The sequence below is a fragment of the Streptomyces cinnamoneus genome, from assembly GCF_014650495.1.
Lineage (GTDB): Bacteria > Actinomycetota > Actinomycetes > Streptomycetales > Streptomycetaceae > Streptomyces > Streptomyces cinnamoneus.
This window is the reverse complement of the sequence record NZ_BMVB01000027.1, coordinates 23,180-49,029: the sequence shown is the minus strand read 5'-3', so window position 1 is coordinate 49,029 and position 25,850 is coordinate 23,180. Positions and strand designations below refer to the sequence as shown.

The following is a 25,850-nucleotide window of genomic DNA, read 5'->3' as shown; positions in this document are numbered from 1 at the left end:
GAGTGACAACAGCGAGTTGGTCACCCACATGGGGTGATTTCCCTGCCAAGCACGAGGAACCCGATGGCGCCTGCCTCCTCCCCCACCACCCCCTTCCCCTCCGACGCCGACCTGCGGCGCGTCTCCGCCCAGACGGCCGCCGAGCTGCAGGCCGTGTGCCGTCAGCACGGCTGGGCCCTGCACATCGCCGCCGGCGAGCCGGTCAGCGGCACCGGATATGTGACGTTTCCGCCGCTCCGCGTGGAGGTGGCACAGCAGATCGTCGCCGGGTTGCGGCGGCTGCTGACGGGGCGGTGCGCACAGTGCGCGGAGATCAAGCGGCGGCGCGCGCAGGCGGTGCGGGAGGGGGACGCGCATACCGCGGCCGCGATGGCCGACGCCATGGGGCGACACCAACGGGCGGTTCACTGACAACATGTGAACGCCGGTGACCGGCGGGGCGATAACCTGCTGCCGCCATGAACGATTTCGTTGACGAAGCACGCTCGCGAGTCGCACATCTGCTCCGGATGGCCAATACGACCGATGACCGGGTCAGGGCACAGATCATCGAGTACGCCGACACGACCCCGGAACCGCCCGTCATAAGTCCCCGGATGGGGATCGTCACCACCGGCTGCTCGCGGTGCCTGCGGACGGCGTGGCAGCAGTACGACTCCGAGGGCCCGCTGTGGGTCTGCGGTACGTGCGGGCACGTGGAGCCCGTGCCGTAGACGTTCCCGTGAACGTTCCCGTAGACGTTCCGGCCGACGACAAGGCCCCCGTTGCTTCCGCAACGGGGGCCCTTCCGTACGTCCCGGTGCCGCCTACCGCAGGTGCGAGGTGTCGTTCAGCAGCCGCAGCGAGGCGTTGCCGTCCGCGTAGTAGGCGACGGCCGACAGCGAGGCCGCCGAGAGTTCCATGCGGAACAGCGACTCGGGCGGCGCGCCGAGGGCCAGGCGTACGAGCGTCTTGACGGGCGTCACGTGCGTCACGAGGAGCACCGTGCGGCCGGCGTAGCGGGCGAGGATCTTGTCCCGCGCGACGGCGACGCGGCGGGCCACCGTCGCGAAGCTCTCGCCGCCGCCGGTGGGGGCGGCCTTGGAGGAGGCGAGCCAGGCGTCGAGGTCCTCGGGGAAGCGCTCGCGGACCTCGGCGAAGGTCAGGCCCTCCCATGTGCCGAAGTCGGCCTCGCGCAGGCCGTCCTCGACGCGGACGTCGAGGCCCAGCCGGGTGGCGACGGCCTCGGCGGTCTCGCGGCAGCGGCGCATGGGCGAGGTGACGACGGCCTGGATGGTGCCGCGGGCGGCGAGGGCGGCCGCGGCCGCCTCGGCCTGGCGGCGGCCGGCGGGCGACAGCTCCGGGTCCGTGCCGCCGCTGCCCGAGAAACGCTTCTGCGGGGTGAGGGCCGTCTCCCCGTGACGCAGCAGGACCAGCGTGGTGGGCGCGCCGAGGTCGGCGGGGGCCGCCCAGCCGACGGGCGCAGCCTTGGGCTCGGCGAGCGGCTCGGCGGCGGGCACCTCCAGTGCCGCCGCGACGCCGGTCGCGGATCCGCCCGGGGTGGCCGCCGGGGCCGTGGCGGCGAGGCCGGCGGACGAGCGGCCGGGCTCCCACTGGCGGCCCGCCTTGCCGGCGTCCATGGCCTCGTTGGCCAGGCGGTCGGCGTGCTTGTTCTTCTCGCGCGGGATCCACTGGTAGGCGACCCGGCCGGCGGGGAAGAGGCGCTGTGCCCGGGCGGCGAGCGGCTTCATGTCCGGGTGCTTGATCTTCCAGCGGCCGGACATCTGCTCGACGACGAGCTTGGAGTCCATGCGGACCTGGATCTCGGCGTCCGGGTCGATCGCCCCGGCGGCTTCGAGGCCGGCGATGAGGCCCTTGTACTCGGCGACGTTGTTGGTCGCCGTGCCGATGTACTCGGCGGCCTCGGCCAGCACCTCGCCGCTGGCGGCGTCGAGGACGACCGCGCCGTAGCCGGCGGGGCCCGGGTTGCCCCGGGAACCACCGTCGGCCTCGACGATGAAGCGGTTCGCCATGGGGCTTACAGGCCGGACTCGGGCGTGCGCACCAGGATGCGGCGGCAGTTCTCGCAGCGGACGACCGCGTCGGCGGCCGCGGCGCGGACCTCGTTGACCTCGGTGATGTTCAGCTCCAGCTGGCAGCCCTCGCAGCGGCGCTGGTAGAGGCGGGCGGCGCCGACGCCGCCGGACTGGGCGCGCAGCTTGTCGTAGAGCTTGATCAGGTCGGCGGGGATGGAGGCGGCGACGACCTCGCGCTCCTTGGTGACGGTGGCGACCTCGTCGTCGATGACGACGGTGGCGGCGTCCCGGCGGGAGAGGGCGTCGTTGACCTTGGCCTGGACGGACTCGACGCGGCCGGTCAGCTCCGTCACGCGCTCCTGGGCGGCCTCGCGGCGCTCCATGACCTCCAGGACGACGTCCTCCAGGTCGCCCTGGCGCTTGGCGAGGGAGGCGACCTCGTGCTGGAGGTTCTCCAGGTCCTTGGGGGACATGCCGGCACCGGAGTCCAGGCGCTGCTGGTCGCGGGCGGCGCGCTGGCGGACCTGGTCGACGTCCTGCTCGGCCTTGGTCTGCTCGCGGGCGCAGTCGCTCTCCTCGGTCTGCGCGGCGACGAGCAGGTCGCGGTGCTGGGCGAGGTCGCCTTCGAGGGTGACGATCTCGGCGTGCTCCGGGAGGCTCTTGCGCTTGTGGGCGAGCTGGGTGAGGCGGACGTCCAGGGCCTGGAGGTCGAGGAGGCGGATCTGGTCGGCGGGCGCGGCGTTTATTTGGGGGCTCCTGTTAGTGGTTGTGAGCGGACGATGCCGCGTGGGCGGTCCAGGGGTCGGTGACCGTACGGGAGACGTGGGTGCGCAGGCCCCAGCCGTGCCGGTCGGAAATCTCGTCGAGCTGGGCCGCGGCCTGCTCGGTCCAGGGCCACTCGGTGGCCCAGTGCGCGGCGTCGACCAGCGCGAGCGGGCTGTGCTGCTGTGCCTCGGAGGCGGGGTGGTGGCGCAGGTCGGCGGTGACGTAGGCGTCGACGCCGGCGGCCCGTACCTCGTCGAAGAGGGAGTCGCCCGAGCCGCCGCACACGGCGACGGTGCGGACGGTGCGCTGCGGGTCGCCGGCGACGCGGATGCCCTGCGCGGTGGCGGGCAGGCGCTTGGCGGCGCGCTCGGCGAAGTCGGCCAGGCTCATCGGCGGGTCCAGCTCGCAGATGCGGCCCAGGCCGCGGCGGCCGGCCGGGTCGCTCGCGTCGGGCACGAGGGGGCCGGTGACGCGCAGGTCGAGGGCGCCGGCGAGGGCGTCGGAGACGCCGGGGTCGGCGCGGTCGGCGTTGGTGTGCGCGACGTGCAGGGCGATGTCGTTCTTGATGAGGGTGTGCACGGCGCGGCCCTTGAAGGTGCCGGCCGAGACCGTCGTCGTTCCGCGCAGGTAGAGCGGATGGTGGGTGACGAGCAGGTCGGCGCCGAGCTGCACGGCCTCGTCGACGACTTCCTGGACGGGGTCGACGGCGAAGAGGACCCGGGTGACGGTGGCGTCGGGGTCGCCGCAGACCGTACCGACGGCGTCCCACTGCTCGGCCCGCTCCGGGGGCCACAGGGCGTCGAGGGCGGCGATGACTTCAGACAGTACGGGCACGGGGAAAGGCTACCTGTCCCCGTGCCCGTACTTCACTGACGCGTGCTGCCGGCCGCTCGCGAGCCCCGCTACTTGACCAGGAAACCGCGCAGGTCGTCGAGGACGCTGTTCGCCGCGGTGACGCCGAGGCCCAGGTACCAGGTCTCGTCGGGGACGTTCTTGGCCCGGCCCTCCTTGACGGCCGTCAGGGTCTTCCACAGGGGGTTGTCCTCGGCGGCGTCGCGCTTGGTCTTCTCCGGGTCGCCGTAGACGCCGGTGAAGATCCAGTCGGCGTCGGCCCGGTCGATGTTCTCCGGGCTGATCTCCTCGGCGAGCTTGTCCACCTGCTGGTTCTTCGGCCGGGGCAGGCCGGCGTCCTTGAGGATGGTGCCGATGAAGGACTGCTGCGCGTACAGGCGGGTGAACTGCGGCATGTAGCGGAGCATGGTGATCGTCGGCTTCTTCCCGCCGAGGTCCTCGCCCAGCTTCTTCGCCTTGGCCTCGTAGTCGGCGAGCTGCTTCCTGGCGTCGGCCGTCCTGTCGAGCGCGGCGGCGTTGAGGAGGTAGTTCTCCTTCCAGGTGAAGCCGGGGCGGACCGAGAAGACGGTGGGGGCGATCTTGGAGAGGTCCTTGTAGGTCTTCTCCGCGCGCAGCTTGCTGCCGAGGATCAGGTCGGGCTTGAGCTCGTTGATCGCCTCAAGGTTGAGGTTGTTGATGGTGCCGACGCTCTTGGGCTCGCCGATGTCCTTCTTCAGGTACTCGGGGATGTCCTTGCTGCCCTCGCTGGCGGCCCAGCCCACGGGCCTGATGCCGAGGGAGACGACGTTGTCGAGCTCGCCGACGTCGAGGACGACGACGCGCTGGGGCTTCTCCTTGATCTCGGTCCTGCCGAGGGCGTGGGTGACGGTGCGCGGGAACTGCCCGGGCTGGGCGTCCGTGCCCATCCTGGCGGTGTCCTCGGCGGCCTTGCCGAAGTCCTTGCCGCCCTGCGCGACGCTCTTGGAGCCCGCGCCGCCGTCCTTGCCCGCCTTGTCCTCGCCGTCTGACGCGCCGCAGGCGGTGAGCGCGAGCGCGGCGGCTACGGACAGGGCGACGGCGGCGGTGCCGCGGCGGCGCAGGGACATGGGGGGCTCCTGACGGGGGTGGGGGGCCGGCGGGCGCCGGGGGTGGGTGCCGGACCGGTCAAGAGGGCCAGGTCAGCCACCTCCGGCGACCACTTAGGTTCGCCTTACCTTAATAGGCCCTGGCCAGCACAGCACACCAGCCCCCCGTTCCTCAGCCGAACGAAACAAGACACACCCGTACGCGTGAAGCGCCGGGGGTGGCGAGGTGCAGTCGCGACCGCGATAACTACGTTCTGTGCCGGAGGTGACGTTTCTCATGACGGTCTGTGCTCCTCACGGCGCCCAGAGCACCGCTCAAACCACCCCGCGGAGTGCTTCTCCGGCGGACACGCGGCGCCCGGCGTTCACCGTCACGGTGGACGGCTCGTACGCGGCGTGGCTGGCTCTCGGCCAGGGCACCGACGGCTGGTTCCCCGAGCGCTGGACCCTCGACGGCCCGGAGCCCTACGCGGTGTCGCTGCCCGGCAGCCAGCCCGAGGAGGCCGACAGCGAGGTGCTGCCGCTGACCGACGGCCGGGTCCTGATCCGGCGCCGGGTGGCCGAGCGGTTCGCGCTCTCGCTGCTCTACCCCGCCGGGTCGGGCACCGGCGAGCTGCCGCTGGGCGCGATCGAGTGCCCGCGGCTGTCCCTGCTGCCGCCCGCGCCCGACGGCTCGTCCGCCTACGCCCTCGTGCACGGCGAGCAGCAGACCACCCTCTGGCGCGTCCACGGCGGCACGACCGGCCCCGAGCTCCTGGCGACGGTGCCCGGGCTGTGCGAGGGCGGCGCCTGGCTGGACCGTTCGGGGCGGCTGCTCGCGCTGGACCGGGAGCTGGACGGGCTGACGAAGGCCGTCGTCGTCGACCTGGGCCGGGGCGGCGAGACCAGCCCGCTGCTGCAGATCGCGGAGAAGAGCAACGACCGCCTGTTGCTGGCCGAGCCGGACAGCGGGCTGCTCATCGTCCGGTCCGACGCACCCGGCGTCGACCGGGTCGGCTGGGGCGTCCTCGGCTCCGCCCGCCCGGTGCGCTTCCCCGAATGCCTGCTGCTGGCCGACACGACGCTCACCCCCTTCGCCGCCCAGCCCGGACAGGGCCTGGCGCCGGAGGCGAGCTCGGTGGCCTTCCGGATCGACGCGGCGCCGCCCGGCCCCGCCGTCCCCGGGGCCACGACCAGCTGGGTGGGGGTGTGGCGGCCCGCGAAGAAGCAGCTGCAGCAGTTCCAGGGCCCGGCCGGCTGGCTGGCCGGGGCCGGACTGTGGACGGCCGGCGGAGAGCTCAAGCTGCCGTTCGTCACGGCGTCGGTGCCGTGCGGGCTGGCGCGGCTGCGGGTCTCGGAGGACGGGGACGTCCTGGTGCCGGGGGCGGGCACGGCCGCCGCGACGTCCAGCACCTCGCGGCCGGCCCCCGACGACGCCGATGCGGACCCGGACGCGGACCCCGCCTCGGTGCCGGCGCCCCGGCCCGTTCCACTGCAGCAGGCGCCCTGCGCCCGTACGCCGTAACGGACGGACACGCCTTCGGCACGGGTGGCTCGATGATCAAGGTCCCGTTAGACTCGGGCGGGGGCCGCACAGCTGTCCGGCCGGGCACCCGGGGTGCCTGCGGCGCGGTACGCCACTGCTGTGGCCCCGACGCGCACGCGCAGAGCACGCATCCCCATCCGACGGAGTGACTTCCCCATGCCCGATGCCCGAACCGACACGACCGAGGCGCGCCCCGCAGAGGCGTCCGCCCAGGCCGCAGCCGCCGGCTCCGGCAGGCACCGCGGTCCGGCCTCGCCGGACGAACGCCCCGCTGCCCCGGCCCCCGCACCCGGCAAGCACCGCCGCCCCCAGGCGAACTGACCCGGAGTTCGCTGCTCCTCTCCTGCCCGCCCCTTCCCGTGACCGGGGCCCGTGCCCCTCGGGCGCAGCCCCGCTCACGGGAAGGGGCGGGGCGGGCCCGGCCCCACCGCCCCGTCCGGCCCCACCCGGCTAACCCCGCTTCAGCCGCAGCACCTCCGGCGCCGCGAAGCCCTCGCCCTCCGCACGCTCCGCGTAATAGGGGGTCAGGAGCGCGTCCAGCTCCTCCGCCGCGAAGAGGTCCCCCTTCGCCTCGAACCGCGCGCCCACCCGTGGCCTCTCCATCACGGCCACCATCCCGCCGTGCACCACGAAGACCTGCCCGGTGATCCGCCCCGCCGCCCGCGACGCCAGATACGCCACCAGCGGCGGGACGTGCTCGGGCGCGAGCGGGTCGAGGCCGCCCCCGGCCCCCGGAGCGGCGCCGAAGACGTCCTCCGTCATCCTCGTCCGCGCCCGCGGGCAGATCGCGTTCGCCGTCACGCCGTACTTGCGCAGCGCCGCGGCCGTCGACGTGGTCAGCCCCACGATGCCGCCCTTGGCGGCCGCGTAGTTCGGCTGCCCGGCCGAGCCGGCCAGGAACGCCTCCGACGAGGTGTTGACGATCCGTCCGTGGACCGGCGCGCCGCCCGCGGCCTTCGAGCGGTCCCGCCAGTGCGCGGCGGCGAAGCGCGTGGTGTTGAAGTGGCCCTTCAGGTGCACGCGGACGACCGCGTCCCACTCGTCCTCGGTCATGGAGAAGACCATGCGGTCGCGCAGGATGCCGGCGTTGTTGACGAGGATGTCCAGCGCGCCGTACGTGTCGACGGCCAACTGCACGAGTTCGCAGGCCTGTTCGAAGTCGGCGACGTCGCCGCAGTGGGCCGTGGCGTGCCCGCCCGCCGCGCGGATCTGTGCGGCGACCTCCTCGGCGGGGGCCGCGGACGCCTCACCGGAGCCGTCGCGGCCGGGCCGGCCGTAGTCGTTGACGACGACGTTCGCGCCGAGGCGGGCGAGTTCGAGGGCCTCGGCGCGGCCGAGGCCGCGCCCGGCGCCCGTGACGACGGCGGTGGCACCGTTCAGCATGGCCGGTGGTCCCCTCTCCGGTCGGGTCTCACAGCGGTCTCACATCGTGATCCAGGTGCGCAGCGCCTCGCCCGTGCGCATCTGCTCGACGGCGTCGTTGATGCGGGCGAGCGGCACGCGGTGGGTGATCAGACCTTCGAGGTCGATGCGGCCGGCCCGCCAGAGGGCGATGGCGCGCTCGTAGGAACGCAGGACGTCGCCGCCGCCGTACAGCGACGGCAGGATCCTCTTCTCGTCGAAGAACAGCTCGAACATGTTGAGCTGCAGGTGGTCGTCCAGCGCCCCCGCCCCGACGACGCACAGCGTGCCGCCGCGCCGGGTGGCCTCGTAGGCGGTGCGGGCGGTGGCGGACCTGCCGACGACCTCGAAGACGTAGTCGAAGCCCTCGTTGCCGGTGAGGCGGGCCTTGGTCCCGGCGAGCCCTTCGGGGGCGACGGCCTCGGTGGCACCGAACCGCAGGGCGGCCTCGCGGCGGCCCTCCACGGGGTCGACGGCAAGGATCTGCGCCGCGCCCGCGACCCGGGCGCCCTGGATCACGCTGATGCCGACGCCGCCGCACCCGATGACGGCGACCGACGAACCGGCCGCCACCCGCGCGGTGTTCAGGGCCGCGCCGAGTCCCGTGGTGACGCCGCAGCCGAGGAGGGCGGCGACCTCGTAGGGCACGTCGTCGGGTATGGGCACCGCGCACCCGGCGTCGACGACGAGTTCCTCGGCGAACGCGCCGGTGCCGGCGAAGCCGAAGACGTCGGTGGTGCGGCGTCTGAAGTTGGGGGTGCCGGAGTTCATGAACCCGGCCAGGCACAGCTGGCTCTGCCCGCGCCGGCACGAGGGGCAGCTGCCGCAGGCGGGCAGCCAGCACACGAGGACGCGGTCGCCGCGCGCGACGTGCGTGACGCCCTCGCCGGCCTCGACGACGTCGCCCGCGCCCTCGTGGCCGGGGACGAAGGGCGCGGGCTGCGGCAGGACCCCGGACATGGCCGAGAGGTCGGAGTGGCACAGTCCGGCGGCCCGGATGCGCAGCCTGACCTTGCCGGGGCCGAAGCCGACCGCTTCGACGTCGTCGAGCACTTCGAGCAGGTCCTGACCGGTCTTCTGCTGTACGGCGGCACGCATGGGGCTGCTCCCTTCGGTGTCACCTGCTCAGGTGTGCTCGACGACGGTGTCGGTGAGGACGGGCGCGTCCCCGCGCTCCACGGCGGTGGCCACGACCTGGATGCGGCCGGGGCCGGGGGTGTCGCGCCAGATGCGCACGCGCAGGGTCTCGCCGGGGTAGACGACACCGGAGAAGCGGGTGGCGTACGAGCGGACGCGGGAGACGTCACCGCCGAGGGCGGTGTCGACGACGGCCTTGAGGACGATGCCGTACGAGCACAGGCCGTGCAGGATCGGCTTGTCGAAGCCGGCGAGCCCCGCGAACTCGGGGTCGGCGTGGAGCGGGTTCCAGTCGCCGGAGAGGCGGTAGAGCAGGGCCTGGTCCTCGCGGACGGGACGGCAGGCGGTCAGGTCGGGCTCGGTGGCGGGGGTCTCCAGGCGTTCGCTGGAGCCGCGTTCGCCGCCGAAGCCGCCCTCGCCCTTGACGAAGATCTCGCTGACCGCCGTCCACAGCGGGCCGTCGTCGTCGGCGACGTCGGTGCGCAGCACGATGACGGCCGCCTTGCCCTTGTCGTGGACGGCGGCGACGCGCGCGGTCGCGCCGGCGTCGGCGGCGCGGACGGGCAGCGGGCGGTGGAGGGTGACGGACTGTCCGCCGTGCAGCACGGCCGCGAGGTCGACGTCGATGCCGGGCATGGACAGCGTGGCGGCCACCGTCCTGCCGCCGCCGGCGACGGTCGCGAAGGAGGGCAGGACGTGGAGCCGGCTCTCCAGGGTGTAGCGGAGTTCGTCGGGGTCGGTGGCGGGATGGGGCCTGTCCGGGCGGGACCCGGCTCCGATGCCCAGGTGGTAGAGCAGGACGTCCTTGTGGTCCCAGGAGAGGGGGACGGTGGTGGGGGCTGCGGCGGTGGCCTTGGCGGGGTCGATGGGCATGGAGTTCCGTGCTCCCGTCTGACGAGGACCGAGGAGTAGAACGCGTTCCACCCGGCGCGGCCTTCCTGTATAGCCGATGGCGCAGGGCGGGGGAAGACAAATGTCATGGGCGTCCGGGGACATGTGCGACTACGGGACGTACGGCCGGACTCCGTAGGGTCGGTGGCATGGAAGACACGGTGGTGAAGGGCGGGCGCGGACGGCCCGGCCTGCTGGGAGGGGTGCGGCCGATGAAGCGGCCGACACCGGCGACGTTCATGCCCTGGCTGTTCATTCTCACGGGCGACGTGGTCGACCTCTGCCGGGGCAGGGTCCCGCTGCCGTGGCTCGCCGTCGCCGGCCTCGTGGTCTTCGTCGCGCTCTACGTCACCGCGGTCGTCGTCGGGCTCGACGAGGACCGCTGCCTGACGCCGCTCCCGCTGGTCCTGCTGGGCGGGCTGACGGTCGTCACGTACGCGATGTCCATCGGGTACGGCGGCGACTGGCTGCTGTTCTTCCCGCTGTTGTCGCTGGTGGCCGGCATCGTGCTGCGCAACCGGGGGCGGTGGCTGTCGGTGGCCATGGGCGGCTACGGCATCACGGTCGGGGTGGTCCTGTCCGCGCAGAGCGGTACGGAGAACGTCCTGGCCATCGCCTGGGGCACGTCGCTGTCCGGGCTCGTCGCGGCCGCGATCCTGAACCTCTCCGAGACCGTCGCCCAGCTGCGGGCCACGCGCGAGCAGCTGGCGCACGCCGCGGTGGAGCGCGAGCGCCTGCGCTTCTCCCGCGACCTGCACGACCTCCTCGGCCACACAATGTCGGTCATCGTGGTCAAGGCGGAGGCGGTGCGCCGCCTGGCGCCCCGCAACCTGGACGCGGCGATGGGCCAGGCCGCGGACATCGAGGCGGTGGGCCGCCAGGCCCTCACCGAGATCCGCGAGGCCGTGACCGGCTACCGCGAGGGAAGCCTGGCGACCGAGCTCGACCGGGCGCGGTCCCTGCTCGACGCCTCCGGCATCACCGCCGACATCCGCCAGTCCGGGCCGCCGCTGCCGCCGCAGACGGCGGCGCTGCTGGGGTGGGTCGTGCGCGAGGGCGTCACCAACGTCGTGCGGCACAGCGGGGCGGCCAAGTGCGCCATCGAGGTGCGCGGGGAGCCGGACCGGGTCCATCTGGAGATCAGCGACGACGGGCGCGGCGTAGGGTCGGACACGGCACCGGGCACGGCACCCGGCACGGGCGGCAACGGCCTCAAGGGCCTGACCGAGCGGCTGGCCTCGGCAGGCGGCTCGCTGACGTCCGGGCCGGACGGGCGACGCGGGTTCCGCCTCGTGGCGGAACTCCCGGTGGACGAGAACGACGAGGAGGAGCGGGCCGCGTGAGCAGCGAGCTGACCAGGATTCTGCTGGCCGAGGACCAGGGGATGATGCGCGGGGCGCTCGCACTGCTGCTCGGCCTGGAGGAGGACATGGAGATCGTCGCCCAGGTGGGCAGCGGCGACGACATCCTCCCGCAGGCCCTTCGGACGCGCCCCGACATCGCCCTGCTCGACATCGAACTCCCCGGCCGCAGCGGCCTGGACGCGGCCGCCGACCTGCGGGTGCGGCTGCCGGAGTGCCGGGTGCTGATCCTCACCACCTTCGGCCGCCCCGGCTATCTGCGGCGCGCCATGGAGGCGGGCGCCTCGGGCTTCCTCGTCAAGGACGGCCCGGTCGAGGACCTCGCGGCCGCCATCCGCCGCGTCCTGGCCGGCGAGCGCGTCATCGACCCGGCCCTGGCGGCGGCCGCGCTCAGCGCGGGCCCGAACCCGCTGACGCAGCGGGAGCGGGACGTGCTGTCGGCGGCGGTGGACGGGGCGACGGTCGTGGACATCGCGGCGAAGGTGCACTTGTCGCCGGCGACGGTGCGGAACTATCTGTCGGCGGCGATCGGGAAGACCGGGACGCGGAACCGGATGGAGGCCGTGCGCGCGGCGCGCCAGAACGGCTGGCTGTAGCCGGGGGGGGGGGGCTGGATTTCCCCCGGTCCGGGCACGAATCAGCCCGTCCGGCGTTTGAGGACCGGGGTCCGGGGCGGAGCCCCGGGAAACGGGAAGGGGCGGGGCTGGGGAAAAATGGCCCACGGCCGCAGCCGTACACGTACAGAACGGGGACCCACCATGCCGCCCAAGCCCGACATACTCGCCGCCTTCGAGGCCGCGAAGGGATTCATGCCGGTGGACGAGGGCCTCGCCCTGCACGCGGCGGCCCGCGAGGCGGGCCGGCTCGGCCTGCCCCTGCTGGAAGTGGGGACGTACTGCGGCCGTTCGACGATCCTCCTCGCCGACGCGGCCCGCGAGAGCGGCACCGTCGCCGTGACCGTCGACCACCACCGCGGCAGCGAGGAGCAGCAGCCCGGCTGGGAGTACCACGACCCGTCCGTCGTGGACGAGACGCCCGGCGTGGGGCGCATGGACACGCTGCCGACGTTCCGCCGGACGCTGTACCGGGCCGGGCTGGAGGAGCACGTCGTCGCCGTCGTGGGGCGCTCCCCGCAGGTGGCGAAGGTCTGGGGCACGCCCGTGGGGCTGGTGTTCATCGACGGCGGGCACACCGACGAGCACGCCACCGCCGACTACGAGGGCTGGGCGCCGCACCTCGCGCCCGAGGGCCTGCTCGTCATCCACGACGTCTTCCCCGACCCCGCCGACGGCGGCCAGGCCCCGTACCGGGTGTACCGCAGGGCCCTTGCGTCAGGGGCGTTCACCGAGGTCTCTGTGACGCGCTCCCTGCGCGTACTGCGGCGTACTGGTCTCGGGATCTGAGCGGCAGCGCTAGCATCGCCCGCGTGTCCAACGGCAGTGGTTCCCCGATATCCCCGCGATTCCTCGCCGGGGCGACAGCGCTGTTCCTGGCGGCCGCCGGCCTGACGGGCTGTTCGGGCGGCGGGGGAGGTTCCGGGGACGGGGCCGCCGACGACGCCGGACGGCAGCCCGTCGCCGCGTCCTCGTCCGCCCAGGTCCGCCCCGCGCCCCGGCCCGAGCCGTCCGGGGCGCCGTCCTCCGCGGCCGCGGCCACCAGCGCCGCCCCCACCCCCTCCGCACCCGCTCCCGCGGCCGCGGAGGGCGCCGCGGACGGGCCGCTCAAGGGCAAGGTCGTCGTCGTCGACCCGGGCCACAACACGCGCAACGCCCAGCACACCGCCGAGATCAACCGTCAGGTCGACATCGGCACCGGTCACAAGGAGTGCGACACCACCGGCACCGAGACCAACTCCGGTTACTCCGAGGCCACCTTCACCCTGGACGTGGCGCACCGGCTGCGGACGATCCTGCAGGCGCAGGGCGCCAAGGTCGTGCTGACCCACGACGGGGACCGGCCGTACGGGCCGTGCGTGACCGAGCGCGCCGAGATCGGGAACGCCGCGCACGGCGACGCCGCCGTGTCCCTGCACGCGGACGGCGCCGGCGCCGGCGACCGCGGCTTCCATGTGATCCTGCCCGCCGCGGTGCGCGGCGGACGCGCGGACACCTCCGCCATCGTGGGGCCGTCGAAGGAGCTGGGCGCGCGCATCGCGGGCAACTTCGTGCGCACCACCGGCAGTGCCCCCTCCAATTACATCGGCAAGGGAACGGGGCTCGACACGCGGGGGGATCTCGGGGGGCTCAATCTCTCCACGATTCCCAAGGTCTTCATCGAATGCGGCAATATGCGCAACGCGCAGGATGCCGCCCAGCTCACCGATGCGGCATGGCGTGAAAAAGCGGCGCAAGGTATTGCGGACGGCATCAAGGACTTCCTGCGCGGGTAAGTACCAGCAGGCCACGGCCGTGTCACGAGGGTGATACGAAGGAGACGCCCGGAGCTCCCGGGCGATAGGTTCCCCGTACGATGGGTGGCCGCCACCCCCGCGCCCTCGCGCCCCCGGCATCTCGCGTACCGGCGACAGCGACATATCAACGACAGCCCCGACAAGCACTGACAAAGGATTTTAGGTGAACATCCGCTCCCTCACTAGAGGCGACGGCGTGGTGACCGGAGCAGCGGTGTTGCTGTTCATCGCCTCGTTCCTCAGCTTCCGTTCGTACGACTGCGGGTCGTCGATCAACTGCCCCAAGGAGCCGATCGGCTGGAAGCCTGAACTCTTCCCCGTACTGCCGTCGATCTTCCTCGCCGGGATCATCGCCGCCGCCCTGGTCGTCGTCGCCCGCTTCCAGCCGGAGGGCCGCAAGGTCATCGGGCTGGGCCTGGAGCAGTGGGGCATCGCGCTCGCCGTGTTCGCCGCCTGGTCCTCGCTGTGGACGATCTTCGGTGGCCCGGACGTGGACCAGATCTCGCCCGGCGTCGGCCAGATCCTGGCGCTCATCGCGAACCTCGTGCTCGCCGTCGTGGCGGCGCTCACCCCGCGCACCCCGGCCCTCAAGGCCCCGCTGATGGGTGCTCCGCAGCCCGCGGCGGCCCCCTACGGCGCCCCGCAGGGCTACGGCTACCCGGGTCCGGGCGGCATGCAGCCCGGTGCCGGTCCGTCGCCCTACGGTGCGCAGGCCCCGCAGCCCTACGGCGCCCAGCCCGGTCCGGCGCAGGCCCAGCCGCAGGCGGGCGGCGCCCCGGCTCCGCAGCCGGCGGCCGCGGCCCAGCCGGCCCCGGCGGCCGGCGGCGACTTCGCCCCGTTCTGGTTCGCGGTGCCGGTCAACCGCCCGCTGTTCGCCGAGGACGGCTCGCCGAACCAGATCGCCGAGCTCGCGCCCGGCACCTGGTACCTGGCGGTCGAGCAGCGCGGTCAGGCGCTCGTGGCGCAGACGCAGGACGGCCGTCGCGGCCTCCTGCAGGACACCACGGGCATCCAGCGCGGCTGAGCGCATCGCACGGCCTCTTGCGGCGGCCCGCCGGGTACTTCCCGGCGGGCCGCCGTCTTGTCGCCGCACGGGCGGCGGCCTACCCTCCCCTGAACTGACACCCCGTCAGTTCCGTCGGCAATCGGCGTGCGGGAGGCTCCCATGCGGCTCGGTCTCGCCCTCGGCTACTGGGGCCGCGGTCCCCGGCCCCACGACCTCGCCCTCGCCCGGGAGGCCGAGCGGCTCGGCTACCACTCCGTGTGGACCGCCGAGTCCTGGGGCTCCGACGCCTTCACCCCGCTGACCTGGATCGCCGCGCACACCAGCCGCATCCTGCTCGGCACGGCCGTGGCCCAGATGGCGGCCCGCACGCCCACCGCCACCGCCATGCACGCGCTGACCCTCGACCACCTCTCCGGCGGGCGCGTGCTGCTCGGCCTGGGGCTGTCCGGCCCGCAGGTGGTGGAGGGCTGGTACGGGCGCCCGTTCCCGCAGAGCCCACTGACCGCGACCCGCGAGTACGTCGACGTCGTCCGGCAAGTGCTGCGCCGCGAGGCCCCCGTCGCCCTCGACGGCCGCTTCCACCCCCTGCCCTACACCGGGCCCGGCGCCACCGGCCTGGGCAGGCCCCTGCGCTCCATCACCCACCCGCGCCGCGCCGGCCTGCCCGTACTGCTGGGCGCCGAAGGCCCGCGCAACGTCGCCCAGACCGCCCGCATCGCCGACGGCTGGCTGCCGCTGTACTGGTCGCCCTCGCGCACGGACCTGCACGCCGCCGCCCTCGCCGCCGCTCCCGAGGGCTTCATCGTCGCGCCCCTGGCCCGGGCACGGCTGTGCGCCGACGTCACGGAGGGGCTGCGCCCGGTCAAGACGATGCTGGCCTTCTACATCGGCGGCATGGGCCACGCCGCCCGCAACTTCCACGCCGACCTGATGGGGCGCATGGGCTACGAGGAGGAGGCCCGCCGCGTCCAGCGGCTGTTCCTGGCCGGGCGGCGGGAGGAGGCCGTGGGCGCCGTGCCCGACGCCTTCGCCGACGAGATCTCCCTCGTCGGCCCCCGCGAGCGCATCGCCGAGCGGCTGGAACTCTGGCGCGCGGGCCCGGTCACCGACCTGCTCGTCACCGCACCGGACCCCGGCACCCTGCGCCTGCTCGCCGAGCTCAACGCCTGACGCCCGCCCGACGACCCGCCTGACGGTGGCTCACCGCCTGGCGGGTCTGCCCTTCCCCCGGAGCCAGACGTCGAAGACCTCGCCGACGTCGCCCCGGTCCTCGCAGAACTCCACGAACGTGTCCGTGCTGACGTTCTGATAGCGGTACTGCGCCGCCCAGTCGCGCACGAGGCCGAAGAACGCGCGGTCCCCGAGCTTCTCGCGCAGCTTGTGCAGCACCATGGCCCCGCGCCCGTAGACCGGCAGGCCGGACACCGTCTCCGCCGTCGGCCCGTCCGGCGGGAAGTCCCAGATGGTCTCGCCGTCCGCGCCCTTGCTCTCCGGGTCCCTGCCGTCGTAGTAGTCGTCGAAGATCTGCCGGACCGAACGCCCGCCGCTCTTCTCCTCCCACATCCACTCGGCGTACTGCGCGAAGCCCTCGCTCAGCCACATGTCCGACCACCGGGCGGGCGTGAGCGAGTTCCCGAACCACTGGTGGGCCAGCTCGTGCACCACGAGCCTGTCGTTGGGCGCGGCGTGGAAGTACGGCTTGGGCTGCGTCTCCAGCTCGTAACCGACGTGCGGGTTGCGGTCGATGACCGCGCCCGTGGACGCGAAGGGGTACGGCCCGAACAGGCCGCTCTCCCAGTCGATGACCTCCGGCAGCACCTTGGCCACCCGGGCCGCCGGCTCCGTCTCCCCGGGATGCGCGGCGATGTACACGGGCAGGCCCCTGGCCGTCCTGAACGTCGTCACCTCGAACCGGCCCACGGCGACGCTGGCCAGGTAGCTCGCCATCGGCTCGCCGGTGTGCCAGGTGAAGGTGGTGCGCCGGGCGCCCTCCGGGCCCTTGTCCTCCCTGCGCTTCAACTGGCCGTTGGCCACGGCCGTCAGGCCGGCCGGCACGGTCACCGCGATGTCGTACGTGGACTTGTCGGACGGGTGGTGGTTGCCCGGGAACCAGGCCATCGAGCCCGCCGGCTCCCCCAGCCCCACGGCCCCGTGCTCCGTGCGGACCCAGCCCTCCGTGGAGCCGTCCGCGTCCTCGACGGCCTGCGGCTTCCCGTCGTAGACGATGGTCGTCTCGAACGTGCGGTTCTTGGCGACCGGCTTGTTCAGCTCGACCGTCAGCTCGCTGCCCTTGCGGGACGTGCGGACCGGCTCGCCGTCGACGCGGGCGCTGCGCACGGTCAGGCCCTTGAGGTCGAGGTTGAAGGCGCTGAGGTGCTGCTCGGCCCGGGCGGTGATGACGGCGGTGGCAAAGAGGTGGTTGTCCGCGGGCTCGTAGTCGAGCGTCAGGCCGTAGTGGCGGACGTGGTACCCGTCGTTGCCGAGACGGGGGAAGAGCGGGTCGTGGGCGCCCGCCGCCCCGGGGCGGGCGGCCGGCTCCGACCCGCCGCCGCACGCCGTGACGAGCAGCAGCAGGGCGGCGGGCAGCAGGGCGCGGCGCGACGGCCCCGGGTGACGGGCTCTCATCAGAAGCTGGCCCGCTCCAGCCAGAAGTCGAGCACCTCGCGGTCGCCCAGCACCTCGACGCCGGGGGTGTCCACGGGCGTGCGCCGGTAGAACACGCGCAGCAGCTCGGTCAGGGGCGCGCGCACGACGACGGCCGCCTTCTCGTGGGCCCGGCGCCAGGTGACCGAGGGGCCGGTGGCGTCGATGAACCACTCGGCGTTCAGGCCGGGGCCGGTGTCCGTGGCGTGCAGGTGCAGGGTGCGGCCCGGGCCGGGCAGCTCCCCGTACACCGGCCGGAAGGCCACGGCCTGCGGGGACGTGACGATCTCCAGCCACTCGTCGAGGCAGTCCGCGGCGACGACCGGGTCGACGGTGTACTCGGCGCCGGACGCCGCGCAGGCGTCGGCGCGGTGGACGACCGTCTCGTGCGTCATGCGGCGGGCCCAGAAGCCCGCCTTCGGCTCGCCGCCGAAGGTCCACACCCGGGCGTCCGGCCCCGCCTCGCGCAGGGCCTGCACGACCTGCTGCGCGCCGTCGGCCAGCCAGGCGTCGAGGGCGTCGATGTCGAGCTTGTCGGCCTCCGGCGCCTCCCCCGCGACGGCGGTCGGGACGGTGAACTCCTGGATCCGGTCGCGGACGATCGCCGCGGCTCCGCGCTGGGCGCCGGAGACGTGCAGGACGAGCTGGGCGAGGCTCCAGTCGGGGCAGGTGGGGACGGTGGTGCCGGGATCCGCCCCGCGCAGGGCCGCACGGAACGCGTCGGTCTGAGTGAGGATCTCGTCGCAGTAACGCTCATGGGACAGCAGGCTCATGACGCCACCTTAGATTGTCACCGGTCCGACGGCTGCGGGTTGTTTCCCCGGCCGGCCCGGCCCCATTGGGGAACAACGCCTTCCGGTTCTCGGCCAGGAACACGAACGGACCCCCGGCGGGAATCAGCCCCCTGCGGGCGGCCCGCGAACGGGCCCGGCCCGCCGTCCGGGCCCGTACACCGCCGAATGCGTGCGGGGGCGGCCCCCCTCCCGGGAAAACGGTCCGGTTTCAACGGAAAATGATGGGAAACAAGCCTTCCCATTACGGCCCGAGGCGACCTGTCCCGGCGTGATCAACGCCTGGCACGCTCCAGTCGTATGACGATTGCTTACGTTTTCGGCGGAATGCACAACGAGGGGTCGGTTGCCGCCCCGATGTACGAGCAGCGCTCCGCCGCCCGGGCGGCATACCGGCAGGTCGGGGAGTGGACCGGGTACGACGCGGATCAACTGCTGGGCCGCAGCCAACCGCCCTCGGGCGCGCCCCCGCGCCGGGTGAAGGCGCTGCAACAGGCCGCGCAGGCACTCGCCGTGCACGACGTGCTGGCCGAGCACGGGGTGCGGCCCTCGGTGACGGGCGGGCTCAGTCTGGGGGCCCTGGTCGCCGCGTGCATCGCGGGATCCGTCAGCCGCGAGGCCCTGTTCACGCTGTTCGCACGGTCGTGGGACGAGTCGCCGGAGCACCGGCGACGGACCGCCGGGAGGGCACAGGGCGTCGCCTTCGTGGGGATACCGGTGCGAGAGGACCCGGACGGCGACGCCTACGCGCCGGAACGGGTGGGCGGCTCGCACCGGGGGGTCGACCTCGGGCCCGTGGGGGACGGCACGATGCGGTGCGTGATGTTCTCGGGGTACCTGGACCAGCTGGAGCGGCTCGCGGACGCGCTGCCGCCCGGGCACCAGGTCGCCAAGATCTCGCCGGACCTGCCCGCGACGCATTCTCCGATCCAACAGCACATCAGCGAGGGCATGGCGGCCGAGATCGCGGGCATGGACTTCCTGGACCCTCGGATTCCGGTCTGCTCCTGCCTGGAGTCCCGCACGCTCACCACGGCCGGGGACGTGCGGGACCTCTTCCTGCGCATCACCACGACGGGCGTGAGCGTGCCGAAGCTCCTCGACGGGCTGCGGCGGCACGGCCCCGCACTGGCCGTCGTGCTGGGGCCCTCGCAGTTCAACCGGTACCTGCGCTCGGTGGTGCCGGTGGCGCACGTCGAGCGGCCCGGGCAGGTGGACGCGGCGCTGGAGGCGGTGGGCGCCGTCGGCACCGTGCTCGCGCCGCACACCGTGTGAGGCGCCCGGCGAGAACCGCTCCCGTACGCCACGGGACGGCACCGCCCGGGCGGCGCCGCGCAAGCGTCAGGCCCGGGCCGGCCCTCCACAGGTGCAGTCCGGCTCCAGGCCGGCCGGCAGGTGGTCGCCGCCGAAGACCGTGGCCGTGGCGTCGTGGCCGCCCAGGGCGGCCACGGCCAGCAGCAGCGAGCCCGCCGTCCAGGTGGTGAGCTCCTCCGGCCACACCGCTTCGTCCTCGAAGACGTAGCCGGTCCAGTACAGGCCGTTCTCCGCGCGCAGGTGCTGGATCCACTGGAGGATCTCCACGGCCCGGTCGGACTCGCCCATCACCCACAGGGCGAGGGCGAGTTCGCAGCTCTCGCCGCCCGTCACCCAGGGGTTGGGCACCACGCAGCGCACGCCGAGCCCGGGGACCACGAAGTCGTCCCAGCGCGCCTCGATGCGCTCCTTCGCGGCCGCGCCGGTCACGGCGCCGCCGAGTACGGGGTAGTACCAGTCCATGGAGTAGCGGCCCTTGTCCAGGAACCGCTCGGGGTGGTGACGTATCGCGTGCCCCAGCAGCCCCACCGCCAGCTCCCAGTCGGGCTGCGGCTCCTCGCGGTGCTCGGCGATGGCCAGGGCGCAGCGCAGGGCCTGGTGGATGGAGGAGCAGCCGGTGAGCAGGGCGTCGGTGACGTCCCGGCCGCCGTTCTCCTCCGCTTCCCGCTTCCAGCCGATCTGGCCGCCGGGCTGCTGCAGGCGCAGGACGAACTCCACGGCGGCGAAGACGGTCGGCCACATGTGGTCGAGGAAGGCGTCGTCGCCGGTGGAGAGGTAGTGGTGCCAGACGCCGACGGCGACGTAGGCGACGAAGTTGGTCTCGCGGGAGCGGTCGGTGGGTTCGTCCGCGTCGCCGTCGGCGTAGGCCGCGTACCAGGAGCCGTCGGGGTTCTGGTGGTCGGCGAGCCAGCGGTAGGCGGCCTCGGCGCGGGCGTGCTCGCCGGCCGCGTCCAGGGCCATGGCGGCCTCGACGTGGTCCCAGGGGTCGAGGTGGTGCCCGCGGAACCACGGTATGGCGCCGTCGGGCCGCTGCACCGCGGCGATGCCGGCGACGGTGCGGGCGGCCTCGTCGGCCGTGAGCACCCCGGGCAGGACGAGGCGCTCGGTGCTGCTGGGGCCCTGGCCGAAGGGGGTCATTCGGCGGCCGCCGCGGTGGGCAGGTGCGGCTTGGTCGCGTACGCGACGAAGCTCTTGCCGATGACGGGGTTGAGGAGCTGCTCGGCGACGCGCGTGGCCCTGGGCTTCTTCATGATGTCCCAGACCAGCAGCTTGTGGTACGCGCGGACGGGCAGCGCCTTGTCGTTGCCGACCCCGAAGGCGCACTTGAGCCACCAGTAGGGGCTGTGCAGGCCGTGGGCGTGGTGGGTGCCGTAGGGCTTCAGGCCGGCCTCGCGCATCTTGGCGAGCAGTTCGTCGGCCTTGTAGATGCGGATGTGACCGCCCTCGACCTCGTGGTACTCGTCGCTGAGCGCCCAGCAGACCTTCTCCGGACCGTAGCGCGGCACCGTGACGGCTATCCGGCCGCCGGGCTTGAGGACGCGCACCATTTCGGCGAGCACGCCCTTGTCGTCCGGGATGTGCTCCATGACCTCGGAGATGATGACGACGTCGAAGCTGGCGTCGGGGAAGGGCAGTGCGAGCGCGTCGCCCTCCATGGCGGTGGCGGTCGCGCCCTCGGGGGCCTCGCCGGCCTCCTTCATGGCGGCGAACCACTTGGCGACCTCGCGGATCTCCTCGGCGTTGCGGTCGAGGGCGACGACCCGGGCGCCGCGCCGGTAGCACTCGAAGGCGTGCCGGCCCGCGCCGCATCCCAGGTCGAGGACGCGGTCGCCGGCGGCGAGCGGGAAGCGGGAGAAATCGACGGTCAGCACGTTTTTGCTTTCGTCCGGCGGGGCAGGGCGGTGCGCGGCGCTCGCCGCGCGGGGTGGGTCGGGGAGGAACTCAGGCGAGCCACTGGCCGCGCCTGCCCGCCGGCCGTGCGGCCCTGGCGCGGGCGACCGCGATCGCCTGACGGTAGTGCTCGGCCGTGCCGATCGCCGCCTGCCGCCACGTGAACTTGGCCAGTACCCGCTCACGGCCCGCGGCGCCGAGCCGCCGCCGCAGCTCCTCGTCGCCGAGCAGCCGGGACAGGGCGGCGGCCAGGGCGTCCGCGTCGCCGGGCGGCACGGCCAGGCAGGTCTCGCCGTCGGGGCCGGCGACCTCGGGGATGGCACCGCCGGTCGTGGCCACCAGCGGCGTGCCCGTGGCCATGGCCTCGGCGGCCGGCAGGGAGAAGCCCTCGTACAGGGAGGGGACGCAGGCGACCTGGGCGGAGCGGACCAGGTCGACGAGCTCGCGGTCGGTGATGCCCTTGACGAACTCGACGGCGCCGCCGAGCCCGTGCCGCTCGATGGCGGCGGCGACGGGCCCGTTCTCGGCGCGCCTGCCGACGACGACGAGGTGGGCGCCGGGGTGGTCCCGGCGCAGGCGGGCGAGCGCCTCCACGAGGTGGACGAGGCCCTTGAGGGGGACGTCGGCGCTGGAGGTGGTGACGATCCGGCCGGGCGTGACGGGGACGGCGGGGTCGGGCGAGAACAGCTCGGTGTCGGCGCCGATGTGGACGACGTGGACCTTGCGGGGGTCGACGCCGAGGTGGTCGACGATCTCCTGCCGGGAGGAGCCGGAGACGGTCAGGACGGACGGCAGGCGCCGGGCGACGCGCTTCTGCATCCGCGTGAACCCGTACCAGCGGCGCACGGAGGCACGGCGCTTCCAGTCCGCCGCGGCGTCCAGCTCCAGCTGCCGGTCGACGGTGATGGGGTGGTGGACGGTGGTGACCAGGGGGGCGCCGAGGACGCCGGGGCCGCCGAGGAGCCCGTAGCCGAGGGTCTGGTTGTCGTGGACGACGTCGAACGCGCCGCGGCGGGCGGCGAGGTGGCGGCGGGCGCGCAGCGAGAAGGTCAGCGGCTCGGGGAAGCCCCCGGTCCACATCGTGCCGACCTCCAGGGCGTCGATCCAGTCGCGGTACTCCTCGCGCGCGGGAGTGCGGAAGGGGTCGGGCTGGCGGTAGAGGTCGAGGCTGGGCAGCTCGGTGAGGGTCAGCCGGCCGGGGGCGGAGCCGCCGTCGCCGTCCTGCGTCCCGGCGTCGTCGAGCACGGGGTAGGGCTGGGAGCCGATGACCTCGACGGAGTGGCCGAGCCGGGCGAGTTCACGGGAGAGGTGGCGCACATAGACGCCCTGACCGCCGCAGAAAGGATTTCCCTTGTAGGTGAGCAGCGCGATGCGCAGCGGTCCTTCGCCGTCCCCGCCGCCGCTCCGCTCCCGGAGGCTGCTGCGGTTTCGCGTGAGCGATGCCTCCGTGGCCTCAGCGGTCACTCCGGCCTCCTTCTCGCTGGCTGTTCCGCCGGAGCGTAACGGGTCGCGCTAATCTAGAACAAGTTTCAGACTGGGTCGTCCAGAGGCTTGAATCTACCGGCATGTCAGAGGCCCGAAAGAGCAGCGCCGGGTGATTCGCGCCACGGCCCGACCCCTGCCATGCTGTGCCGTCCGGGCCGCACAGGCACCGCTGGAGCAAGGCGCCACGGAATGGGACATACGGACATATGACGACGGACCCCGGGCCGGCCATGACTTCTGTCGCCCCCATGACCCCCGCCGCTCCCATGACGGCTCGTCAGGAAGCCCGGCGCCGCCGCATCCTGCAGGCCACCGCCCGGCTGGCCGGCCGCGGCGGCTTCGACGCCGTGCAGATGCGGGAGGTCGCCGAGTCGTCGGGCGTCGCGCTCGGCACGCTCTACCGCTACTTCCCCTCCAAGGTCCACCTCCTGGTCGCCGTCATGCAGGACCAGCTGGAGGACCTGCACGAGACGCTGCGCAAGCGCCCGCCGACCGACGAGGACCCCGCGGCGCGGGTCGCCCGGACGCTGATGCGGGCGTTCCGCGCGATGCAGCGCGAGCCGCACCTGGCCGACGCGATGGTGCGCGCCCTGACCTTCGCGGACCGCTCGGTGAGCGCGGAGGTCGAGACCGTCTCGCGGCTCACCACGGCGATCATCCTGGACGCCATGGGCCCGGCGGGCAGCCGGCCCACCGCCCTCCAGCTCTCGGCCGTGCGCGTCATCGAGCACACCTGGCACTCCGCGCTCATCACCTGGCTGTCGGGCCGGGCGTCGATCGCCCAGGTCGCCACCGACATCGAAACGGCCTGCCGGCTGATCGACCCGGCAGGCGCCGTACGGCGGCAGGAATGACTCGGCAGGCGCAGGGCACCCGTAGTTGAGGCGTGCATGACCTCCCGCCCGCGTCCTTGCGCCCCCCGTGGACGGGGTAACCGCCCCCGTAACGGTGGGCCGCGCCGGTATGTATTTATCGACGTGCCCGAGGTGGTTCGCTACACGGAGCGGGGAGAGACGTAAGTGACCCGAGTTCTTCTGATACACGACACCTATCTGCTGCGCATGGCCCTGGCGGTGCTCATCGGCAGAGAACCGGACCTGGAGGTGTCCTCCGCGTCCTGGCCCGGGGCCCTCTCCACCTCGCGGGCGCTGCGTCCCGAGGTGTACGTGGTGGACATGGACAGCCCCCACGCGGGCGGGGAATGCGGTCTCGGCGAGTTGGGGAACCGATGTCGCAACGGGGGCGAGCCGGGGGCGCTGCTCGCCCTGGCGACCGCGGGACGGCCGGGGCCGCTGCGCCGGGCCTACGAGATGGGGGCCTTGGGGTACCTGAGCAAAAACGCTTCACCAGACCGGCTGGTGGAGGGCATACGGCATGTGGCGAAGGGCGAGCGCTACATCGACGAGTCACTCGGCTTCGGCTTCCTGCAGGCGGCCGAGATCCCGCTGACGCGGCGGGAGTTAAGCGTGCTGTCACTCGCGGCCGAGGGGGCCTCCGTCGGGGAGATCGCGCGCAGCCTGCACCTGTCCAACGGCACGGTGCGCAACTACATGGCGGCCATCACCCGCAAGACCGGGGCCAGGAACCGCGTCGACGCGATCCGCATCTCGCGCGGCGCCGGCTGGCTGTGACGCCCCCTGCAGGTCGCGGTAGAGCGCCGAACGGGCCAGCAGCTCGCGTGGCGTCCCGACGAGGGTGCCGGGCCCGTCCATGACGAGGACGCGATCCGCGCGGCGGGCCGAGCCCGCGCGGTGCGCGACGACCACCAGCGTGCCGCCGGGCCGCGCCGCGAAGGCGCGCTCGGCGTGCGCTTCGGCGGCCGGGTCGAGGTGGCAGGTGGCCTCGTCGAGCAGCGCCACGGGGGCGGTCGACAGGTAGGCGCGGACGAGCGCGACCAGCTGCCGCTCCCCGGCCGACAACGCGCCCGGCACCACGGGCGCGTCGAGCCCTCCCCCGCTCAGGAGCCGGCCGGCGCCGATCGCCTCGACGGCGGCCATGACCTCGTGGTCGGGGACGGGACCGTCGCGCAGGTAGCGGAAGTTGTCGCCGAGGGTGCCGGAGAAGACGTACGCCTCCTGCGGGATGAGGACCCGCGACCGCCGTGCCCCGCGCTCCCCGGCCGGCACCCCGCCCACCCGCACCTCACCGCTCCACGGCTCCAGCAGGCCCGCCACCAGCCCGGTCAGCGTCGACTTGCCGACCCCGCTGGGCCCGACGACGGCCAGGTGCTCCCCGGCCGGCACGACGAGGTCGAGCCCCCGCACCACGGGCTCGGCGTGCGGGCCGTACCCGAAGGTGACCCCGCGCAGCTCGACGGCGGGCGAGCCGGCCGACGACGGGACGCCGGCGGACGGCACGGCGGCGGTCCGTGGGGCAGGCGGCGGGGTGGTGAGCCGGCGCGCCACCACCATCAGACGGGTACCGCTCGCGCCCAGGCCGTGGATCAGGTTCTGCAGGGCCGGGAGCAGGGACTGGGTCAGGTAGGTCAGAGCACCCACCAGCGCCCCCGGTGAGACACCGCGGGCCAGCAGCCAGGGTGCCGCCACCAGCAGCGGGATCACCGGGAGGCGGCCCGCCACCGCCAGCGCCACGACGCGGGCCACGGACCAGCGCGCCAGGGCGTTGGCCGCGCGCAGCTCCGCGTCCACGAGAGCGCCCGTCTCCCGGCGCACGTACTCCTCGGCACCGCCCGCGGTCACGTCCCGCACACCGGCGCAGACCTCGCCCAGCGACGTGGCGACCGCCTCGTCGGCCACCAGGAACGCCTCCTGCCGGCGCGCCATGGGCCGCAGGGTCGCCAGGAACAGCACCAGCCCCAGGACCAGGGGCGGCACCACCACCGCCAGCAGCACCGGGGCCAGCACGAAGAGCCCCGCCAGCGCCCCGGCGGCGGTGAAGACGAACGAGCGGGCCACCATCACCAGGCCCGCGAAGGCGTCGCGGGCGATCTCCACCTGGTGCGTCAGCCGCGACACGGCCTCGCCGTCGTCCCCGTCCCGCAGCGCCCGTCCGACCACGCGCCGCACGAGGCCGTCCCGGAACGGTTCCACGAGCGCGGCGACGCCCCCGTACGTCCGTCCGGTGCCGTACGCCCCCACGACCACGGCCACGGCGGCGACGGCCAGCCAGCCGAGGCCGGTGCCCGGCCGGCCGGCGAGGAACCCCGCGTCCAGCGCCCGGGCGAGGGCGTAGCCGGTGGCGAACGTCTGCACCGCCTCCACGGCGGACCATGCGGCGAGCCCGGCGAGCACGCGCCACCGGCGCAGCAGGAACCCCAGCCCGTCACTCCACCGGCCCATC

24 protein-coding genes and 1 pseudogene are annotated in these 25,850 nt (G+C 73.7%); 12 read left to right on the top strand and 13 right to left on the bottom strand.

Annotated elements, in window-relative coordinates:
* Positions 1–63 precede the first annotated feature (63 nt).
* Entirely contained in the window at positions 64–411 is a 348-nt protein-coding gene (locus IE182_RS27380; protein ID WP_190112634.1) for a hypothetical protein, read from the top strand.
* Between the two features lie 395 nt (positions 412–806).
* On the opposite strand, the gene IE182_RS27370 is transcribed toward IE182_RS27380, so the two are convergent.
* The 4 genes from IE182_RS27370 to IE182_RS27355 all read right to left on the bottom strand — a co-directional run bounded on the left by IE182_RS27370 (position 807) and on the right by IE182_RS27355 (position 4,717).
* Positions 807–2,012 carry a bifunctional RNase H/acid phosphatase gene (locus IE182_RS27370; protein WP_190112632.1) on the bottom strand — a complete coding sequence of 402 codons (1,206 nt, stop codon included), beginning with the start codon at positions 2,010–2,012 and terminating at the stop codon, positions 807–809.
* A 5-nt stretch (positions 2,013–2,017) separates the two neighbouring features.
* On the bottom strand, positions 2,018–2,761 hold the full coding sequence (locus IE182_RS32665; protein ID WP_190112657.1) for a zinc ribbon domain-containing protein: 744 nt from the start codon (positions 2,759–2,761) through the stop codon (positions 2,018–2,020).
* A 13-nt stretch (positions 2,762–2,774) separates the two neighbouring features.
* Positions 2,775–3,614: a Nif3-like dinuclear metal center hexameric protein gene (locus tag IE182_RS27360; RefSeq protein ID WP_190112631.1), complete on the bottom strand. Its 840-nt coding sequence runs from the start codon at positions 3,612–3,614 to the stop codon at positions 2,775–2,777.
* A 68-nt stretch (positions 3,615–3,682) separates the two neighbouring features.
* Positions 3,683–4,717 carry an ABC transporter substrate-binding protein gene (locus IE182_RS27355; RefSeq protein WP_190112630.1) on the bottom strand — a complete coding sequence of 345 codons (1,035 nt, stop codon included), beginning with the start codon at positions 4,715–4,717 and terminating at the stop codon, positions 3,683–3,685.
* Between the two features lie 256 nt (positions 4,718–4,973).
* On the opposite strand from IE182_RS27355, the gene IE182_RS27350 reads away from it, so the two are divergent.
* Together IE182_RS27350 and IE182_RS27345 are read left to right on the top strand one after the other, a co-directional pair.
* Positions 4,974–6,200: a hypothetical protein gene (locus IE182_RS27350; protein ID WP_190112629.1), complete on the top strand. Its 1,227-nt coding sequence runs from the start codon at positions 4,974–4,976 to the stop codon at positions 6,198–6,200.
* Between the two features lie 177 nt (positions 6,201–6,377).
* A complete protein-coding gene (locus IE182_RS27345) occupies positions 6,378–6,542 on the top strand; it encodes a hypothetical protein (protein WP_190112628.1) in 165 nt (54 codons plus the stop codon).
* Between the two features lie 129 nt (positions 6,543–6,671).
* Here the strand turns inward: IE182_RS27345 and IE182_RS27340 are convergent, their stop codons facing one another.
* From IE182_RS27340 to IE182_RS27330, 3 genes are read right to left on the bottom strand one after another with little or no spacing between them, the layout of a single operon-like run.
* The gene (locus tag IE182_RS27340; protein ID WP_190112627.1) at positions 6,672–7,604 is read right to left on the bottom strand and encodes a 3-oxoacyl-ACP reductase; all 933 of its coding nucleotides are present in this window, start codon (positions 7,602–7,604) and stop codon (positions 6,672–6,674) included.
* 39 nt (positions 7,605–7,643) lie between these two features.
* Positions 7,644–8,720 (bottom strand): Zn-dependent alcohol dehydrogenase, encoded by a 1,077-nt coding sequence (locus tag IE182_RS27335; protein ID WP_190112626.1) that lies wholly within the window; start codon positions 8,718–8,720, stop codon positions 7,644–7,646.
* 27 nt (positions 8,721–8,747) lie between these two features.
* Positions 8,748–9,632, bottom strand: coding sequence for a MaoC/PaaZ C-terminal domain-containing protein (locus IE182_RS27330; protein ID WP_190112625.1), 885 nt, complete (start codon positions 9,630–9,632; stop codon positions 8,748–8,750).
* Positions 9,633–9,799: 167 nt separating this feature from the next.
* Here IE182_RS27330 and IE182_RS27325 point away from each other — a divergent pair, with 167 nt between their 5' ends.
* From IE182_RS27325 to IE182_RS27300, 6 genes are all read left to right on the top strand, one after another.
* Positions 9,800–10,993: a sensor histidine kinase gene (locus IE182_RS27325; RefSeq protein ID WP_190112624.1), complete on the top strand. Its 1,194-nt coding sequence runs from the start codon at positions 9,800–9,802 to the stop codon at positions 10,991–10,993.
* Positions 10,994–11,001: 8 nt separating this feature from the next.
* Positions 11,002–11,607: a response regulator transcription factor gene (locus IE182_RS27320; RefSeq protein ID WP_190112656.1), complete on the top strand. Its 606-nt coding sequence runs from the start codon at positions 11,002–11,004 to the stop codon at positions 11,605–11,607.
* A 162-nt stretch (positions 11,608–11,769) separates the two neighbouring features.
* Entirely contained in the window at positions 11,770–12,414 is a 645-nt protein-coding gene (locus IE182_RS27315) for a class I SAM-dependent methyltransferase (RefSeq protein WP_190112623.1), read from the top strand.
* A gap of 23 nt (positions 12,415–12,437) precedes the next feature.
* Entirely contained in the window at positions 12,438–13,400 is a 963-nt protein-coding gene (locus IE182_RS27310; protein WP_229845149.1) for an N-acetylmuramoyl-L-alanine amidase, read from the top strand.
* A 184-nt stretch (positions 13,401–13,584) separates the two neighbouring features.
* Entirely contained in the window at positions 13,585–14,445 is an 861-nt protein-coding gene (locus IE182_RS27305) for a DUF5336 domain-containing protein (RefSeq protein ID WP_190112622.1), read from the top strand.
* Between the two features lie 141 nt (positions 14,446–14,586).
* Positions 14,587–15,597, top strand: coding sequence for an LLM class F420-dependent oxidoreductase (locus tag IE182_RS27300; protein ID WP_190112621.1), 1,011 nt, complete (start codon positions 14,587–14,589; stop codon positions 15,595–15,597).
* A 30-nt stretch (positions 15,598–15,627) separates the two neighbouring features.
* Here IE182_RS27300 and IE182_RS27295 read toward each other — a convergent pair whose 3' ends face one another.
* Both IE182_RS27295 and IE182_RS27290 read right to left on the bottom strand, forming a co-directional pair.
* Positions 15,628–17,052, bottom strand: a complete 1,425-nt coding sequence (locus IE182_RS27295; protein WP_190112620.1) for a M1 family metallopeptidase — start codon at positions 17,050–17,052, stop codon at positions 15,628–15,630.
* The gene (locus IE182_RS27290; RefSeq protein WP_190112619.1) at positions 17,052–17,843 is read right to left on the bottom strand and encodes a maleylpyruvate isomerase family mycothiol-dependent enzyme; all 792 of its coding nucleotides are present in this window, start codon (positions 17,841–17,843) and stop codon (positions 17,052–17,054) included. Before IE182_RS27290 ends, IE182_RS27295 begins: the two co-directional genes overlap by 1 nt.
* A gap of 318 nt (positions 17,844–18,161) precedes the next feature.
* On the opposite strand from IE182_RS27290, the gene IE182_RS27285 reads away from it, so the two are divergent.
* Positions 18,162–19,136 carry an ACP S-malonyltransferase gene (locus tag IE182_RS27285; RefSeq protein WP_190112618.1) on the top strand — a complete coding sequence of 325 codons (975 nt, stop codon included), beginning with the start codon at positions 18,162–18,164 and terminating at the stop codon, positions 19,134–19,136.
* 66 nt (positions 19,137–19,202) lie between these two features.
* On the opposite strand, the gene IE182_RS27280 is transcribed toward IE182_RS27285, so the two are convergent.
* From IE182_RS27280 to IE182_RS27270, 3 genes are all read right to left on the bottom strand, one after another.
* Complete coding sequence (locus IE182_RS27280) at positions 19,203–20,312, bottom strand: prenyltransferase (RefSeq protein ID WP_190112617.1); 1,110 nt, start codon at positions 20,310–20,312, stop codon at positions 19,203–19,205.
* Positions 20,309–21,046 (bottom strand): class I SAM-dependent methyltransferase, encoded by a 738-nt coding sequence (locus IE182_RS27275; RefSeq protein ID WP_190112616.1) that lies wholly within the window; start codon positions 21,044–21,046, stop codon positions 20,309–20,311. Before IE182_RS27275 ends, IE182_RS27280 begins: the two co-directional genes overlap by 4 nt.
* 70 nt (positions 21,047–21,116) lie before the next feature.
* Positions 21,117–22,529 (bottom strand): glycosyltransferase family 4 protein, encoded by a 1,413-nt coding sequence (locus IE182_RS27270; RefSeq protein ID WP_190112615.1) that lies wholly within the window; start codon positions 22,527–22,529, stop codon positions 21,117–21,119.
* Between the two features lie 269 nt (positions 22,530–22,798).
* Here IE182_RS27270 and IE182_RS27265 point away from each other — a divergent pair, with 269 nt between their 5' ends.
* Together IE182_RS27265 and IE182_RS32660 are read left to right on the top strand one after the other, a co-directional pair.
* On the top strand, positions 22,799–23,404 hold the full coding sequence (locus IE182_RS27265; protein ID WP_373303623.1) for a TetR family transcriptional regulator: 606 nt from the start codon (positions 22,799–22,801) through the stop codon (positions 23,402–23,404).
* Positions 23,405–23,611: 207 nt separating this feature from the next.
* Positions 23,612–24,097, top strand: a pseudogene (locus IE182_RS32660) (LuxR C-terminal-related transcriptional regulator); the annotation flags it as partial.
* On the opposite strand, the gene IE182_RS27255 reads toward IE182_RS32660, so the two are convergent.
* Positions 24,023–25,849, bottom strand: a complete 1,827-nt coding sequence (locus tag IE182_RS27255; RefSeq protein ID WP_229845156.1) for an ABC transporter ATP-binding protein — start codon at positions 25,847–25,849, stop codon at positions 24,023–24,025. The pseudogene IE182_RS32660 and the gene IE182_RS27255 overlap by 75 nt on opposite strands.
* Position 25,850: the final 1 nt, after the last annotated feature.

Coding starts and splice junctions, on each gene's coding strand:
- IE182_RS27295 (WP_190112620.1), bottom strand. CDS start 17,052: ATGAGAGCCCGTCACCCGGGGCCGTCGCGCCGCGCCCTGCTGCCCGCC.
- IE182_RS27335 (WP_190112626.1), bottom strand. CDS start 8,720: ATGCGTGCCGCCGTACAGCAGAAGACCGGTCAGGACCTGCTCGAAGTG.
- IE182_RS27280 (WP_190112617.1), bottom strand. CDS start 20,312: ATGACCCCCTTCGGCCAGGGCCCCAGCAGCACCGAGCGCCTCGTCCTG.
- IE182_RS27345 (WP_190112628.1), top strand. CDS start 6,378: ATGCCCGATGCCCGAACCGACACGACCGAGGCGCGCCCCGCAGAGGCG.
- IE182_RS27315 (WP_190112623.1), top strand. CDS start 11,770: ATGCCGCCCAAGCCCGACATACTCGCCGCCTTCGAGGCCGCGAAGGGA.
- IE182_RS27370 (WP_190112632.1), bottom strand. CDS start 2,012: ATGGCGAACCGCTTCATCGTCGAGGCCGACGGTGGTTCCCGGGGCAAC.
- IE182_RS27290 (WP_190112619.1), bottom strand. CDS start 17,843: ATGAGCCTGCTGTCCCATGAGCGTTACTGCGACGAGATCCTCACTCAG.
- IE182_RS27285 (WP_190112618.1), top strand. CDS start 18,162: ATGACGATTGCTTACGTTTTCGGCGGAATGCACAACGAGGGGTCGGTT.
- IE182_RS27355 (WP_190112630.1), bottom strand. CDS start 4,717: ATGTCCCTGCGCCGCCGCGGCACCGCCGCCGTCGCCCTGTCCGTAGCC.
- IE182_RS27300 (WP_190112621.1), top strand. CDS start 14,587: ATGCGGCTCGGTCTCGCCCTCGGCTACTGGGGCCGCGGTCCCCGGCCC.
- IE182_RS27330 (WP_190112625.1), bottom strand. CDS start 9,632: ATGCCCATCGACCCCGCCAAGGCCACCGCCGCAGCCCCCACCACCGTC.
- IE182_RS27255 (WP_229845156.1), bottom strand. CDS start 25,849: ATGGGCCGGTGGAGTGACGGGCTGGGGTTCCTGCTGCGCCGGTGGCGC.
- IE182_RS27325 (WP_190112624.1), top strand. CDS start 9,800: ATGGAAGACACGGTGGTGAAGGGCGGGCGCGGACGGCCCGGCCTGCTG.
- IE182_RS27350 (WP_190112629.1), top strand. CDS start 4,974: ATGACGGTCTGTGCTCCTCACGGCGCCCAGAGCACCGCTCAAACCACC.
- IE182_RS27340 (WP_190112627.1), bottom strand. CDS start 7,604: ATGCTGAACGGTGCCACCGCCGTCGTCACGGGCGCCGGGCGCGGCCTC.
- IE182_RS27265 (WP_373303623.1), top strand. CDS start 22,799: ATGACCCCCGCCGCTCCCATGACGGCTCGTCAGGAAGCCCGGCGCCGC.
- IE182_RS27380 (WP_190112634.1), top strand. CDS start 64: ATGGCGCCTGCCTCCTCCCCCACCACCCCCTTCCCCTCCGACGCCGAC.